The 14,928-nt window shown below is 45.1% G+C and carries 12 protein-coding genes and 1 riboswitch; all 12 genes read left to right on the plus strand.

Translation table 11 applies throughout. From position 1 onward, the window contains the following. Positions 1-91 precede the first annotated feature (91 nt). Positions 92-300, plus strand: a riboswitch (cobalamin riboswitch). 103 nt (positions 301-403) lie between these two features. The 12 genes from GJU87_RS21800 (at position 404) to GJU87_RS07840 (ending at position 14,852) form a co-directional block, all read left to right on the plus strand. Next, the gene (locus GJU87_RS21800; protein WP_153639012.1) at positions 404-610 is read left to right on the plus strand and encodes a cysteine-rich CWC family protein; all 207 of its coding nucleotides are present in this window, start codon (positions 404-406) and stop codon (positions 608-610) included. A gap of 2 nt (positions 611-612) precedes the next feature. Continuing rightward, positions 613-1,368, plus strand: a complete 756-nt coding sequence (locus tag GJU87_RS07790) for a DUF4465 domain-containing protein (protein ID WP_153639013.1) — start codon at positions 613-615, stop codon at positions 1,366-1,368. Between the two features lie 303 nt (positions 1,369-1,671). Further along, on the plus strand, positions 1,672-2,868 hold the full coding sequence (locus tag GJU87_RS07795) for a hypothetical protein (protein ID WP_153639014.1): 1,197 nt from the start codon (positions 1,672-1,674) through the stop codon (positions 2,866-2,868). Positions 2,869-3,051: 183 nt separating this feature from the next. Beyond that, positions 3,052-4,743, plus strand: coding sequence for a gamma-glutamyltransferase (ggt, locus tag GJU87_RS07800; RefSeq protein WP_228491900.1), 1,692 nt, complete (start codon positions 3,052-3,054; stop codon positions 4,741-4,743). Positions 4,744-4,874: 131 nt separating this feature from the next. Then, the gene (locus GJU87_RS07805) at positions 4,875-5,489 is read left to right on the plus strand and encodes a peptidylprolyl isomerase (protein WP_153639015.1); all 615 of its coding nucleotides are present in this window, start codon (positions 4,875-4,877) and stop codon (positions 5,487-5,489) included. 89 nt (positions 5,490-5,578) lie between these two features. Beyond that, the gene (gene aroC, locus GJU87_RS07810) at positions 5,579-6,652 is read left to right on the plus strand and encodes a chorismate synthase (RefSeq protein WP_153639016.1); all 1,074 of its coding nucleotides are present in this window, start codon (positions 5,579-5,581) and stop codon (positions 6,650-6,652) included. 11 nt (positions 6,653-6,663) lie between these two features. Then, a complete protein-coding gene (locus tag GJU87_RS07815; RefSeq protein WP_106542725.1) occupies positions 6,664-6,846 on the plus strand; it encodes an HTH domain-containing protein in 183 nt (60 codons plus the stop codon). Positions 6,847-6,849: 3 nt separating this feature from the next. After that, entirely contained in the window at positions 6,850-7,218 is a 369-nt protein-coding gene (locus tag GJU87_RS07820) for a YccF domain-containing protein (RefSeq protein ID WP_153639017.1), read from the plus strand. Positions 7,219-7,553: 335 nt separating this feature from the next. Next, entirely contained in the window at positions 7,554-8,705 is a 1,152-nt protein-coding gene (locus GJU87_RS07825) for a pyridoxal phosphate-dependent aminotransferase (protein ID WP_153639018.1), read from the plus strand. Positions 8,706-8,808: 103 nt separating this feature from the next. Next, a complete protein-coding gene (locus tag GJU87_RS07830) occupies positions 8,809-10,764 on the plus strand; it encodes a glycoside hydrolase family 97 protein (protein ID WP_153639019.1) in 1,956 nt (651 codons plus the stop codon). Positions 10,765-11,030: 266 nt separating this feature from the next. Further along, positions 11,031-12,269 (plus strand): competence/damage-inducible protein A, encoded by a 1,239-nt coding sequence (locus GJU87_RS07835; protein ID WP_153639020.1) that lies wholly within the window; start codon positions 11,031-11,033, stop codon positions 12,267-12,269. A 108-nt stretch (positions 12,270-12,377) separates the two neighbouring features. After that, positions 12,378-14,852, plus strand: a complete 2,475-nt coding sequence (locus GJU87_RS07840) for an AsmA family protein (RefSeq protein ID WP_153639021.1) — start codon at positions 12,378-12,380, stop codon at positions 14,850-14,852. The last annotated feature ends 76 nt before the right edge of the window (positions 14,853-14,928 follow it).

A 14,928-nucleotide genomic window follows, 5' to 3' on the forward strand; every position in this document is an offset into this window, starting at 1 on the left:
TTAGTCGTATGTAAAAAATCAAATGCTATTGTCGCCCACAAGTAAGTAAAATATCCTGTTAAAAAATGATCAGATTTTGAAAATGTCGTATATCTTTGACGTGAATTTTGGTTTTTCAACCTCCGTTCGGGAGGACGAAAATGAAAAGGGAATCCGGTGAAAATCCGGAGCTGTTCCCGCAGCTGTAAGCCCGTAATTAAATGGGTTTCCTGATCCGCATAACCACTGTTTCAGTTTGAAACGGGAAGGTGCAGGAAACCCGGGTGAGCCAGAAGACCTGCCACGATTCAACAACTAATTTTTGCTTTCGGGATAAATAGCAAAAATGAACTGCAAGCAATTGTTATTCATTTTTCACATTTGGAAGAAAGCCGGAAACAACCATTAATTAAATGTCATTATTATGGGAAACGTATGTCCGCGCTGTGGGTCCACCTTCGAATGTCAAGACGACGAAATTCAGAAATGTTGGTGTGCCCGTGAAAGATTGCCCGCCGCGTTGTGCGAAACGCTCAGGGAAAACTACGATGCATGCTTATGCCTCTCGTGCATCAGTGAACTTCAAAATGACCTCAGAATCAACGTAAATCAAACGACAAAAAAGGATTAATCATGAAGAAATTAAACGGATTGTTCATCGCAACAATTGCTTCGGCTTTGCTTTTTACTGCCTGCGACAAATCGGAAGAAACCATTACTGAAACGAAAACCATCGATTTTGAAGACCTGCAGACACCTTCTTCAGGCTACTGGAACGGAAGCGACGCCTCGGGCGAATTTACTTCGGGCGATATGGTTTTCCCGAACAATTACAACGCCGATTATTCGACGTGGGACAGCTTTGCCTATTCCACATTGAATGATACGCAAACAGCCGGCTATGGCAATCAATACAGCGTGTTCGATGCAGCGAACAACGGTAACACATTTGCCATATTTTACCCTTCCTATTCAGGCGATGCGTATTTTTCATTTCAGAATGAGAAGGAATACCAACTGAAAAGCATTGAGTTGTGTAACGATACTTATTCGGCGCTTTCGATGAAAGACGGAGATGCTTACAGCAAGAAATTCGGCGGCGACACAGGAAACGATCCCGATTGGTTCAAAGTCGACATTATTGGTTACGATGCAGCAGGAGATTCGATTGGAAGCGTAGAATTTTATTTGGCCGATTACCGCTTTTCGGATAACACACAGGATTACATTGTCGACCAATGGACCAAAGTAGATTTAAGCAGTCTGGGAAAAGTGAACAAACTGGCCTTCCGTTTTGGCTCTTCCGACGTTGGCAACTATGGCATCAATACGCCATCTTACGTTTGTTTGGATAACCTTCGGTACGACATGGTATCGAAAGGAGAGTAGCGAATCATCAACCGGCAGGAATAGAACTCTTTTTTTTGTAACTGTTTAGCTTATACTATTCCTGCTTAACATACTTGACTTTGAAAAGGTGGATGTCCCCTAAATGCGGGCCTTCCGCCTTTTTTGTTGCCCTGATTTTTCATCGATGGATGGTAGTTGTAAAAATTAATCAATAAGATTCATTATCAGCAATATAATAATGCGACACCCAGTTTCGTTATAAAAATGAAATATCGCAAGGTGTTGGTTGTTAGTGACGTTGGAAAGTGCGGTATTTTAACCAAACCAAAAAACACTTTTCCTATGTCATTTCGTGTCAGTATATTATTGTTGATGCTGAATTTCGGGCTTTTACTACTAACCGACATAGCCTGCGCAAAAAACAAAGAAATACCGGGTTTACAAGTTGAAGGAAAATTACGCACAGACGAAGGTGGGCTGAACGGCGCAATCATCGAGGTTTACGAAGCAGACAGCGATGAGCTAAATCAAACTGCGACCGTTGATGAAACCGGCAAATTTGCGCTGCAGTTGGCTTTTCAACACGATTATTACTTCGTTTTTAAGAACAGAGGATGCTATTCCAAGAAATTGCTCCTGAATGCCGTTATTCCTGAGAAAGTATTGAAGCGGGATCCGTATTTCCCACCTATCAAAATCATTGTTACGTTGTTTCGGGAAATGCCGGAAATTGACCCGTCATTTTCTGAGAAACCGGTTGGGAAGATATTCTATTCAGCTGAGCTGGATAATTTTGATTCGGAATCGTATTTCAACGACAAGCAGATTCGGGAAAAGATAGATGAAGAAGTGGCTGCGACATACCAGAAAAAGCTGGAGAAAGCAAAAACATTGGAAGACAGCGGAAATCTGGCTGAAGCGGTAAGCGAATACCAGACAGCCACGAGCCTAAAACAAGATGATGACATTGTTCTGAAGAAAATAGCGTCGCTGAAAGAGCAAATTATTAAGCAGGAAGAAAAAGCCACGCAGGCAGAAGTTGCCGGAAAAGAAAGCATGGACAAACAATTAATTGCTGCGTCTCCGGAAACAGCGGATACAGCAGACAATGCGCTGGAAACTCAGGCAAATCAATCGGCTTCTGTTCAGAAGACTTCCGGAGATACTATCACAAACGAGACGAAAAATTTGGCTGAGCAAACTCGACCAGATTCTGCTGAGACCACCGCCCAAACCGCAGAAGTTGAACCGAAGAAAATGTTCGAAGACTCTGCCCAAAAGGTGACAGGCGAAACTGAAAAACAGGAAGCCATTGCAGCAACAGAGAACACGAAGACTCAAAATACAGAACAGGAGAAGGCACAATCTTCGTCAATTGACGGTGAAGAAAAAAGTTTGGCGCAGGCGTCAATACAACCACTCGAAAAACGCTCCGGCAGTGGTATTCTTCTGATATCCGGCTTGATGTTATTTGCGCTAATTGTTCTTCTTTGGTTCAGGAGAAAAGCAAAACAAAAGGATACCGCGGAAAACGAATAATTTTTAACAAGATATATTGCGATGTAAATAGTTTGGACTGTTTAGCTTTTTTTAGGTTCATAAAGTTTCATTAAAAAAGGCAGGTGAATTCTTTCCGGGACACCTGCTTTTTTTGTTTGTCCTGTTGATTTTCTATCGTTTGACAGAATTTCTTTAAATTCCCGTTCAATTTAAACCGAACTAATGATGAAGAAATTTGCTTCTCTTGTATTGCTTTTCCTGATAAGTATTTCACTGTTTGCACAGGACCGGATAACCGGTAAGAATTTTGCTACTCGCTCTGAAGTGATGGCTCGTCACGGTATGGTATGTTCCAGTCAGCCATTGGCGACACAAATTGGAATTGATATCCTGAAAAAAGGAGGGTCGGCTGTTGATGCGGCTATCGCAGCTAATGCAGCTCTTGGATTAATGGAACCGACCGGTAGTGGAATGGGAGGCGATCTGTTCGCCATTGTCTGGGATGCCAAAACGAAAAAATTATACGGACTGAATGCCAGCGGCCGTTCGCCGAAAGCGTTAACCCTGGCGATTTTTAAAGAAAAAGGATTGAAAGAAATACCGCCGTTCGGGCCGCTTCCGGTAACGGTTCCCGGTTGCGTGGACGGGTGGTTTTCGTTGCACGACCGTTTTGGTAAACTTCCGATGAAAGACATTCTGGAGCCGACAATTCAATATGCGGAGGAAGGATTTCCGGTTACAGAAATAATTGGCTACTACTTTGGCCGTTCCGTAGAATATTTCAGCAAAAAATTTCCGAATGTAAAAGAGACCTACATGCCGGATGGAGAGCCGCCATATAAAGGGAAAGTGTTCCGCAATCCGATGCTGGCCAATACCTACCGCGAAATCGCCAAAGGTGGCCGCGATGCTTTCTATAAAGGCCGTATTGCGCATGTTATTGCCGATTTTATTCAGGAACAGGGTGGTTACCTTTCGTATGAAGATTTGGCTGCGCATCATTCGCAATGGGTAGACCCCGTTTCGGTGAATTATCGTGGATACGATGTTTGGGAGCTTCCGCCGAACGGACAGGGAATTGCTGCTTTACAGATGCTCCAGATATTGAAAGGTTACGATATCGCGTCGATGGGATTTGGCTCAGCCGACCACATTCATTATTTCACCGAAGCGAAGAAACTGGCTTTCGAGGACCGCGCTAAATACTATGCCGACATGGATTTTGCCAAAGTACCGGTGGAAACGCTGATTTCAGAAAAATATGCGGCAGAGCGCAGGAAACTTATTCGTCCCGATAGGGCCGGGAAATATTCAGCGGGTGAAATCAGTCAGGGAGAAACGGTTTACCTGACGGCCGCCGACGATGAAGGAAATATGGTTTCGTTGATTCAGTCGAATTACCGGGGAATGGGTTCCGGAATGGTGCCTCCGGGACTGGGATTTATGTTGCAGGATCGTGGCCAATTGTTCAACCTGGAAGAAGGACATGCCAATACTTATGAACCAGGTAAACGGCCCTTCCATACGATTATTCCCGCTTTCGTTACCAAAGACGGTAAGCCTTTCATGAGTTTCGGGGTGATGGGCGGTGATTTTCAGCCACAGGGACATGTACAGATTTTGATGAACATCATCGATTTTGGAATGGGACTGCAGGAAGCCGGTGATGCTCCACGCATCAGTCACGATGGCTCTACTTCGCCGACAGGTACACCAGCTGATGGTCCGGGACGAATTTCGCTGGAAAGCGGCTTTGGTTACGAAGCGATTCGCACTTTAATGCAACGTGGTCATCGTGTTGGATATGAGAACGGAATATATGGTGGTTACCAGGCAATTATGTACGATGCTAAAAACGGTGTTTATTACGGTGCGTCGGAATCGAGAAAGGACGGTGAGGCTATTGGTTATTAAATAGCTACCCTGATGTCATTATTTGTGTTAAATTTAATCTAAATTAACGCACTTTTGATAGGTGATATTTGCATGATAGAATAGTTCATGCTTTCTTTGTACGACGCAAAATTTGTATTAAATAGCTTATTATGACAATCGCTAGAGATAAAATGGTTTCCCTCACTTATGAACTCAGAGTAGACGGGAAGGAAGGAGAAGTATTTGAGACTGCGGGAAAAGAAAACCCATTGACATTTCTGTACGGAGCCGGATTAATGCTGCCGATGTTCGAAGAACGTCTGGCCGGTCTTTCTGATGGAGCTGTATTCGATGTGGAAATTGCCGCAAAAGATGCTTATGGAGAAGTGAACGAAGAGGCTATCATCAATCTGCCGAAGCACATTTTCGAAGTAAACGGTGAATTTGATAGCGAACTGGTGAAGCCGGGAAATACCGTTCCGATGATGTCTACTTCAGGACAGCGCATGAACGGAATTGTTTTGGCTGTTGAAGAAGATACGGTCCGTATGGATTTTAATCATCCGCTGGCCGGAGAAGATTTGTTCTTCAAAGGTGAAGTTCTGGAAGTACGCGATGCAACAGCTGAAGAACTGGCTGCTGTATACAACCAGGGCGGTTGTGGCTGCGGAAGCGGCGGCGGTTGTGGTAGCGGAAGTTGCAGCACCGATGAGCACGAACACGAGCATGCACATGCAGGCGGTGGTTGTGGTTGCGGAAGCGGCGGCGGAGGTTGCGGCTGCTAAGCAAATCGTGAAAACATTTTCTTTTTGAAATAAAGAAATTAACGTATTTTTATCAACCCGGGGCTTTCCCGGGTTTCTTATTTTAGCCTATGAACACTTTTGGACATATTTTCAGATTAACCACGTTTGGAGAATCACACGGTGCAGCAATCGGCGGCGTTATCGACGGATGCCCGTCCGGCCTCGAATTGGATATAGAAAAGGTGCAGAAAGATTTGGACCGTCGCAAACCCGGACAATCGCATATTACCACACAACGAAAAGAAGGAGACAAGATTGAATTCCTTTCGGGAATATTTGAAGGAAAAACCACCGGAACACCTATCGGCTTTATTATTCGAAATAAGGATCAGCATTCAAATGATTACAATAATCTCAGGGAGGTATTTCGTCCGTCTCATGCCGATTATACCTACATCAAGAAATATGGACGCCGCGATCACCGTGGTGGTGGACGGTCCTCTGCTCGTGAAACCATTGCCCGTGTAGCTGCCGGATCGGTTGCCAAACAATTGCTGCAGAATATTGGTGTGAATGTCCAGGCGTATGTTTCGCAGGTAGGCGAAGTGGAAGTGCCCAAAAGTTACCTCGAACTCGATCTCGGTTTAACCGAATCAAATATTGTTCGTTGCCCTGATTTGGAAACAGCGGAAAAAATGATTGCCCGCATCGAAGAAGCCGGACGTAATCACGATACGGTTGGCGGCGTTATTACATGTGTAGCGACAGGAGCTCCTGCTGGATTGGGTGAGCCGGTTTTCAATAAATTGCATGCCGATTTGGGCCACGCCATGTTGGGTATCAATGCAGTAAAAGGCTTTGAGTATGGTTCCGGTTTTGCCGGAACACGTCTGTCCGGTTCGGAACACAACGATGTTTTCGTGAAAGATGGTGACAAAATCCGGACGAAAACGAACCACTCCGGCGGTGTACAGGGAGGAATATCCAACGGCGAAGATATCTACTTCCGGGTGGCGTTTAAACCCATTGCTACTTTGTTGAAAGAACAGCATACAGTCGATAGTTCTTCAAAAGATGTAACGATCAATCCCAAAGGCCGTCATGATCCCTGCGTATTGCCCCGGGCGGTTCCCATTGTGGAAGCGATGGCTGCCTTGGTTCTGGCGGATCATTTTCTGATGAACAGCATTTCAAAACTCTAATAATCTAACCAATGGAAATCAGCGAACTAATCCTGCAAACCATGAACGAAGCCGGTCGTCCACTCAAGAGTGGCGAAATAGCCGAAAGCGCCGGCGTTGATAAAAAGATGGTCGACAAAGCCCTGAAAAAGCTGAAAGATGAGGGGAACATCGTGTCGCCTAAGCGTTGTTACTATGAACCCAAACGCCCTTAAAATATGCGTATTTTAGGTAATATCATCTGGTTTGTATTCGGAGGCGTTTTCATCTTCTTCGAATACCTTTGGGGCGGGTTGATTCTTTGCCTCACCATTGTAGGAATTCCATGGGGATTACAGGCATTCAAGCTGGGAATTGCTCATTTGGCTCCTTTCGGGAAACGTGTGGTACCAACCGGCGGAAGTATCCCGGTCATTTCATTTTTATTGAATGTTATATGGATCATTTTGGCCGGGTTTTGGATCGCGGTTACTCATCTTCTGTTCGGCATTCTGTTTTGTGTCACTATCATCGGCATCCCATTCGGCCTGCAGCATTTTAAACTGATGCGACTGGGCTTTTATCCGTTTGGGTACGATTTGCGATAAATGGTTTTTACCATCCATATTTGAGCGTTGAAGGTGATTTCAACGCTTTTTTTATGTGATATTGATGAGCGGTTGTTTTGATTTCTTCACGGTAAGATTGAAATTATCAGGTCGGGAATAATGGCCTGCCACATCCAAAAGCACGCCTTCGATTGGTTTCATCTTATAAGTAGTATTCTCCCTAAAGAATGGCTTTTGTTTGTTCCGATGACTATAATATGATTATATGCAGTTAACTTCTGACGATTTCCTCCAAGAAAATTATGATAATTTATTCTCCTTGCGGGAAACTTGGGTAACTTTAGCCATATCAAACCAAATCAAAGCCATTAAGCATGGAAGCCCGTCTGTTAGACCAAATAAAGCCCTTTATCGTGATGGAGGTGCTGGAACGTGCCAACGAACTGCAAAAGCAAGGCATCGACGTCATTCACATGGAAGTAGGGGAGCCCGACTTCGACGTACCGGAATGTGTGAAAGAGGCATGCGAAACCGGAATTCGAAGTGGCTACACTCATTATACGCACAGCCTTGGTGATCCCGAATTGCGCGAAGCTATTAGCCGTCATTATAAGAAGGAGTATAATGTTTCGGTCAAGCCGGAACAAATCCTGGTGACATCGGGTACTTCTCCCGGAATTCTTCTGGCTCTGTCCGTGCTGCTGAATGCCGGAGACGAGGTAATACTTTCCGATCCCGGTTATGCCTGTTACGCTAATTTTGTGACCTATGCAGGTGGAAAACCGGTAACTGTGCCTGTTGATGCAGCGAATGGATTTCAGTATACTCCGGAAGGTATTTGTGAAAAACTCACCGATCAAACCCGGGCCATTCTCATTAATTCGCCAATGAATCCTACCGGGAATCTACTGACTCCGGAAACGATGAAGGCCATTGCTCAATATTCTCCGTTCATTATCTCTGATGAAATATATCACGGTCTGGTGTATGGCGAGAAAGCACATTCCATCCTGGAATATACGGATAAAGCGTTTGTGCTGAATGGTTTTTCCAAGTTGTATGCCATGACCGGCCTTCGTTTGGGCTATCTGATTGCGCCGGAAAAATACATGCGTCATCTACAAATATTACAACAAAACCTTTTTATTTGCGCCAATTCGGTCGCTCAACGGGCGGGAATAGCAGCTTTGGAGAAAAGCGGACCGGATATTGAGTGGATGCGATATACCTACGACAAACGGCGCAGGTATCTCATCAAGAGCTTGCGCGAACTGGGATTTACCATTCCGGTAGAACCGACGGGAGCCTTTTACATCTTTGTAGACGCCAGCCATCTTTCAAACGATTCTTATAAACTGGCTTTCGATATACTGGAGAAGGCACACATCGGTGTGACTCCGGGTATTGATTTTGGCGCGAACGGCGAAGGTTATCTCCGGTTTTCCTACGCTAATTCTCTGGAAAACCTCGAAGAGGGGATGAACCGACTTGCCAGTTATCTGAAGAGCTTCAAAGGTCTGGATTAGAAAAAATCTATAGTTTATCTACTATTTATTTCAGACTATTCACATTAGTTTACTCCGAAGTCGTTAAATTTGTGGCAGTTGCTAACCAATTAAACCTGACGTGATGAAGTTGAGTAAGATTCTGCTTTCCTTAATATTGTTGTGCAGTTTTTCGTTGTTGCAGGCTGCCGATATACAATCACTCCGTTCGCCCGACGGGAGGATTACCGTTACTTTCCGGCAAACCGATAAACTTTATTACGCGGTTAATTATAACGACCAGAATATTCTTTGGTACTCGCCGCTCAGTTTGACAGTCAACAATCAGAAACTCGGTTTTCAGGACGAAGTTATTAGTCAATTGACTCGTTCCAATAGCTCTGTCATCAAGCCTTATTGGTGGTTTCGGAGCGAAATTCCGGATGAATACAACGAGTTGGAATTGGTATTCGGGGGGAAATACTCCGTTATATTTAGAGCCTATAACGATGGGATAGCTTATCGATGGAAAACTGATTTCAGAGGAAATGTCAAAGTTCAGGGCGAAGAAGTGGAATACCGGTTTCCCAAAAACTTCCAGCTGATTTCGCACCAGGTTGGCGATTTCCAGACTTCCTACGAAAAGAATTATACCAAAGCGCCTATCCAGTCATTGAAAGAGAAAGACTTTACATCTGTTCCGATAGTTGTTGATGAAGAGAATTTGAAGGTTGCCGTTACCGAAGCCGATTTATACGATTATCCCGGTATCTACCTGACGCATTATGACAACAACAATGGTCGTCCGTATCTCAACGGCATTTTCCCGGCTTACCCGGAAAAAGTAGAAAAAGCCGATCACGGAAGCTTCAATCTTAAGGTGTTGGAACGAGCCGATTACCTGGCCCAAACATCGGGTACACGGGAATTTCCCTGGCGAGTGTTAATTGTTGCTCCGGAAGACAAGGATTTGGCAGCAAACGATATCGTGTACCGGCTCGCCCGGAGAGCACAATTTGATGCGTCGTGGGTGAAGCCTGGAAAAGTGTCTTGGGAGTGGTGGAATGACTGGAACCTGGAAGGGGTCACTTTCAGGGCCGGTATCAATATGGATACGTACAGGTATTACATCGATTTTGCAGCGCGCCATCACATCGAATATGTGCTGATGGACGAAGGCTGGTCCGATCAGTTTGATATTTTACTGCCTAAACCGGGAATCGATGTGCCGGAATTGGTGAAGTATGGCCGTAAAAGAGGTGTCAAGATACTGCTCTGGACGGTATGGCATACCATCGACCGGCAAATGAATGAAGCGCTTGCATTGTTCGAAAAATGGGGCGTGGCCGGTGTAAAGGTCGACTTTATCGACCGCGATGACCAGATCGCCATCAATTTTTATGAACGTCTGGCCGCCGAGGCCGCCAAACACCATTTACTGGTTGACTATCATGGTTGTTCGAAACCTACTGGTTTGGAAAGAACCTATCCGAATATGTTGAATTTTGAATCGGTCAGGGGCAATGAGTACAACAAGTTTACCACACCCGATACGCCGGAGCACAACGTTGATATTACCTATATCAGAATGCTGGCCGGCCCAATGGATTATACCCCGGGTGCCATGCGGAACGCTGCCAAGGGACAGTTCTTTACCTCGTACAGTATGCCAATGAGCTACGGAACGCGTTGTCAGCAGTTGGGTATGTACATTTGCTATTTTGCTCCTTTACAAATGCTTTGCGATGCTCCGACCGAGTATGAGAAATATGCTGACATTCTGAAGTTTCTGTCGGAAGTGCCGGTTACCTGGGACGAAACGATTCCGCTTGACGGCAAGCTGGGAGAATTCGTTGTACTGGCCAGGAAAAAGGGAAACACGTGGTACATCGGTGCATTGAATAATTGGACGGAACGTACCATCAGGATTGATTTATCTTTTATCAGCGAAGGCCAGCATCAGGCACAGATGTTCGTTGACGGAATGAATGCAGACCGGCGCGGAGATGATTATATGGTTATTTCGCAACGTGTGAATAACAGTACACCACTTGAAATAACATTAAAACCGGGCGGCGGTGCAGCCATCCGGATTGACTAGTTGTATTGGCTCAACACGAAAACCTGTCTGGAAATTCAACCAGACAGGTTTTTTTATGTCGCATAAGTGGCGAATCGGTGAGTGGATTTCAGAAATTAGCTTATTCGTGCTAAAGGATGTTAATAGTAAGCAACCATGGTCCAAGTTTATGGCATCCTGAAGATGAACGCAACGTTGTTTTCCGTAATTTAGACCGATATTTAACCCTGAGGAATGAAACCGGTTATGCTGGTTTCATTAGCCCCTTGAACAGATGATAATACTTGATGAAAGCAGATTTAATTACCATTGGCGATGAGATTCTCATCGGACAGATTATCGATACCAATTCGGCCTGGATGGCCAGAAAACTTAACGACGAAGGAATTGCTGTCCGGCAGATTACCAGCATATCAGACGACCACGATCACATGCTGGAAACACTTTCCGATGCATCGGGAAATGTTGATTTAGTGCTCATTACCGGCGGTTTAGGACCAACAAAAGATGACAGGACCAAAGACGCTATTTGCCAGTTCTTTGACACTCATTTGGTTTCTGATGGAAATGTGCTCAAACACATCGAAGCATTGCTCGCGCCACGCGGAGTACAAATGAATGGCCTGAACCGCGATCAGGCTTTAGTGCCGGAAAATGCAGTTGTGCTACACAACCGGATGGGAACGGCTCCCGGACTCTGGATGGAAAAAGACGGATGTGTTTTTGTCTTTATGCCCGGAGTTCCTTTCGAAATGAAGACATTGGTCAGCGAGCAGGTTTTGCCGCGAATTCGTACCCGGTTTAAAACCACGCCTATTATTCACCGAACGGTGCTTTCTCAAGGCCTGCCGGAATCCATGTTAGCTGAACGTATTGCTGATTGGGAAGACAATCTGCCTTCGTTCATCAAGCTGGCTTATTTGCCTAATCCGATGCACATCCGGCTGCGACTGAGCGCTTCCGGCGAAGACCGGGATATGATGAACAAGGTGCTCGATGAAAAAGTGGAAGAGCTGCTGGAAATTATTCCTGAACACATCTTCGGTTTCGAGAATGAAACTCTTACCGGGAATATCGGCAAGTTGTTGAAGCAACGCAACCAGACCGTAGGAACAGCGGAAAGCTGCACAGGTGGAAACATTGCCCACTTTTTTACGTCTGATGCAGGAAGCTCAGATTATTTCCGCGGAAGCGTAGTAGCTTACTCAAATGGGGTAAAAGAAAAAGTGCTCGGTGTCCCGGAGAACATGCTTATCGAGCATGGTGCCGTTAGCGCCGAGGTCGTGGAAGCGATGGCTGTAGGAGCCCGCAAAGTGTTGGGCGTTGACTATGTCGTGGCTACCTCCGGCGTAGCAGGGCCAACAGGAGGTACGCCGGAAAAACCGGTTGGCCTGGTTTGGATAGCGGTTGCCGGTCCTGATGGAGTTATTTCAAAAAAATATAACTTTGGTAATGACCGGGGACGAAACATCGTTCGTTCGTCACAATCGGCCCTGAACCTGTTGCGTAATACTTTGTTGAAGTAAAAGACAGACAGCGGAATAACCAGACTTATTTCTTTGTGACTCTCAAAACTTCGCTTGTTTTCCGGTTAGCCGGAATGAGAGAAATATGGATAAATAAAAAACGATGATATGAAAAAAGCACTCATCATTATTGGTGTGGTTGTGGTGGTTTTATTGGCTGCTATGATTGCCGTTCCTCTGATTTTTAAAGATCAGATTTACAAGAAAGCGCTTGATAAGGCTAATGAGATGGTCGACGCCAAAGTGGAGCTCGATGGTGTCAACCTGTCGTTGTTCAAAAGCTTTCCCAAGGTATATGCCGAACTGAACGGGCTGCGAATTATCGGGAAAGGTGATTTTGCCAACGATACGTTGGTGAGTGTGGGCTCAGTGGCAACCACCATTAATTTGTCGAGCCTGTGGCACATGGATGAGGGAATTGACGTGAATGAGATTATCGTTGACAACCCGAAGGTGGCACTCAAAGTGAATAAGACTGGCAAAAGCAACTGGGATATTACAACGCCGGGCGAACAGCCGGCGACTGCGGATACAACCGCATCAGAGATGCAGCTAAACCTCGACAAGATTTCGGTGCACAATTTATCGCTGAGCTATACCGATGAATCAACGCCGATGTCTTTCTCGATGAATAACGGTGATTTCAATTTGTCGGGAACGATGGACGGTGCCAACAGTACTCTGAAGACGGATGCTCAGGTGAAAAACATCACCTTCGATTACCAGGGCAGCCGTTATGCGAAGGATATCAGTCTCGATATGAAAACAGTTTTGACCGCTAATTTCGATAAGATGAAGTTTGCGGTAGCTGAAAACGAGACGCATATCAATAAACTGCCGTTGAAAATCGACGGAAGCTTTGCGTTGGCCGACTCGAGTTATGATTTCGATCTGAAATTCAGTTCGCCAGGCTCAGGATTCAACGAATTGCTGGGCTTTGTGCCGGAAGAATACCAGTCGTACCTGAAAGGTGTTCAAACGAAAGGAGATGTGGCGTTCGGAGGTTTTGTAAAAGGAGCATATACCGAAAACAGCTACCCTGCGTTCGGCATTGACCTGAAGCTGGACAATGGCTGGTTGAAATATCCGGATCTGCCCAAAGCTGTTGAGAATATCAACCTGGCAGCCAGTGTGAAAAAGCCGGAGGGCGACTTGGACCTGATGACCGTAGATGTGAATAAATTCGAAGCGAACGCGGCCGGAAATCCGGTCTCGGCGAACCTCTCCATTGCTCACCCAATGAGCGACATGCAGTTAAAAGGAAAGCTGAATGGTAAAGTTGATTTTGCCACTGTATCTCAGGCGTTACCGATGGATTCGATGGATATTCGCGGCCTGCTCGATGCTTCAGTTCAATTTGACGGTCCTTACTCGGCTATCGACAAACAGCAGTACGACAAGTTTGAAACGGAAGGGAAAATTCAATTGAAACGCTTCCGGATGGCATCGAAAGATTTGCCCATGCCGGTTAGCATTTCCTCGGCGGATATGACCATGAACTCACGTTCCATTTCATTGGCTTCGCTGAAAGGAAATATGGGGCGTTCCGATTTTTCAGCATCTGGTTCTCTTTCGAATTACTGGCCGTATATTTTGAAGGACAAGACCTTAAAAGGAAACCTGAACGTCAATTCCAATTTGTTGGATGTAAATCAATTGATGGCCAGCATGGCAACGACGGATACGACGAAGACTGATACAAACAAAATGGAGGCCATTGAAGTGCCCGACCATATTGATTTTACGATGCAGGCCAATATCAACAGAATTCTGTACGATAAGATGGTGATTACCGGAACAAAAGGTCAGGTTATCGTTCGGAACAAAAAACTTTTGCTGGATGGTTTGAATATGAATATGCTGAACGGTCAGGTCACTATGGCGGGTTCATATGAAACTCCACAACCTCAGAAGCCGAAATTTGATTTCAACCTGAAGATAAAAGGCTTTGATATTCCACAGGCTTATCGTTCATTATCGACGGTTCGCACGATGTTGCCCATTGCATCGAACAGTACAGGAGAGTTTAGTACCGGCATGTCAATCTCCGGCTTCCTGAATAAGAATATGGAACCTGTTTTCCAATCGTTTAACGGAAATGGTGATGTTTCGACATCGAACATTCAGATTGTGGGAGCGAAGGTGTTCCAGGAAATCGGTAAGTATTTCAAGAAGAACAAATTCGACAAGGTAGATATCGATAATTTTGCTACGAAATTCAAAATCGTAAATGGTGGTTTGGATGTTTCGCCCTTCAAAACGAAAATTGCCGGCCAGGAGGCTGTCGTTTCCGGACACCAAACTGTCAGTCAGGATTTGGATTATAAGATTGATTTCAAAGTTAATAAAGGAGATTTAAGCGGCGATATCAATAAATACCTGGGCTTTGTACCCGGAACGGAAAATATTCAAAAACTACCGGTGGGAGTGACCATTGGAGGTACATTCAAGAAGCCTGATGTCAAAGTTGATCTGAATGATGCCAAAAAACTGGTAGAGCAGGAGTTCAAAAAATCATCCAAAAAGCAGATTCAGGACGCAGCTAAAAAGCTGGGCAACGAGCTGAATAAGCTGTTTAAATAACGATTTTAAAAATATAGCAAGATACAAAGGGCTGCCTCGTTTGATGCAGCCTTTTCTTTTTCCGGTAGGGACGAGA

This window comes from Prolixibacter sp. NT017 (assembly GCF_009617875.1).
In the GTDB taxonomy this organism is placed as follows: Bacteria; Bacteroidota; Bacteroidia; order Bacteroidales; family Prolixibacteraceae; genus Prolixibacter.

What these genes read in the sequence shown, in the direction of transcription:
- GJU87_RS21800 (WP_153639012.1), top strand. Translation starts at nt 404, where the DNA reads ATGGGAAACGTATGTCCGCGCTGTGGGTCCACCTTCGAATGTCAAGAC.
- GJU87_RS07790 (WP_153639013.1), top strand. Translation starts at nt 613, where the DNA reads ATGAAGAAATTAAACGGATTGTTCATCGCAACAATTGCTTCGGCTTTG.
- GJU87_RS07795 (WP_153639014.1), top strand. Translation starts at nt 1,672, where the DNA reads ATGTCATTTCGTGTCAGTATATTATTGTTGATGCTGAATTTCGGGCTT.
- ggt (WP_228491900.1), top strand. Translation starts at nt 3,052, where the DNA reads ATGATGAAGAAATTTGCTTCTCTTGTATTGCTTTTCCTGATAAGTATT.
- GJU87_RS07805 (WP_153639015.1), top strand. Translation starts at nt 4,875, where the DNA reads ATGACAATCGCTAGAGATAAAATGGTTTCCCTCACTTATGAACTCAGA.
- aroC (WP_153639016.1), top strand. Translation starts at nt 5,579, where the DNA reads ATGAACACTTTTGGACATATTTTCAGATTAACCACGTTTGGAGAATCA.
- GJU87_RS07815 (WP_106542725.1), top strand. Translation starts at nt 6,664, where the DNA reads ATGGAAATCAGCGAACTAATCCTGCAAACCATGAACGAAGCCGGTCGT.
- GJU87_RS07820 (WP_153639017.1), top strand. Translation starts at nt 6,850, where the DNA reads ATGCGTATTTTAGGTAATATCATCTGGTTTGTATTCGGAGGCGTTTTC.
- GJU87_RS07825 (WP_153639018.1), top strand. Translation starts at nt 7,554, where the DNA reads ATGGAAGCCCGTCTGTTAGACCAAATAAAGCCCTTTATCGTGATGGAG.
- GJU87_RS07830 (WP_153639019.1), top strand. Translation starts at nt 8,809, where the DNA reads ATGAAGTTGAGTAAGATTCTGCTTTCCTTAATATTGTTGTGCAGTTTT.
- GJU87_RS07835 (WP_153639020.1), top strand. Translation starts at nt 11,031, where the DNA reads ATGAAAGCAGATTTAATTACCATTGGCGATGAGATTCTCATCGGACAG.
- GJU87_RS07840 (WP_153639021.1), top strand. Translation starts at nt 12,378, where the DNA reads ATGAAAAAAGCACTCATCATTATTGGTGTGGTTGTGGTGGTTTTATTG.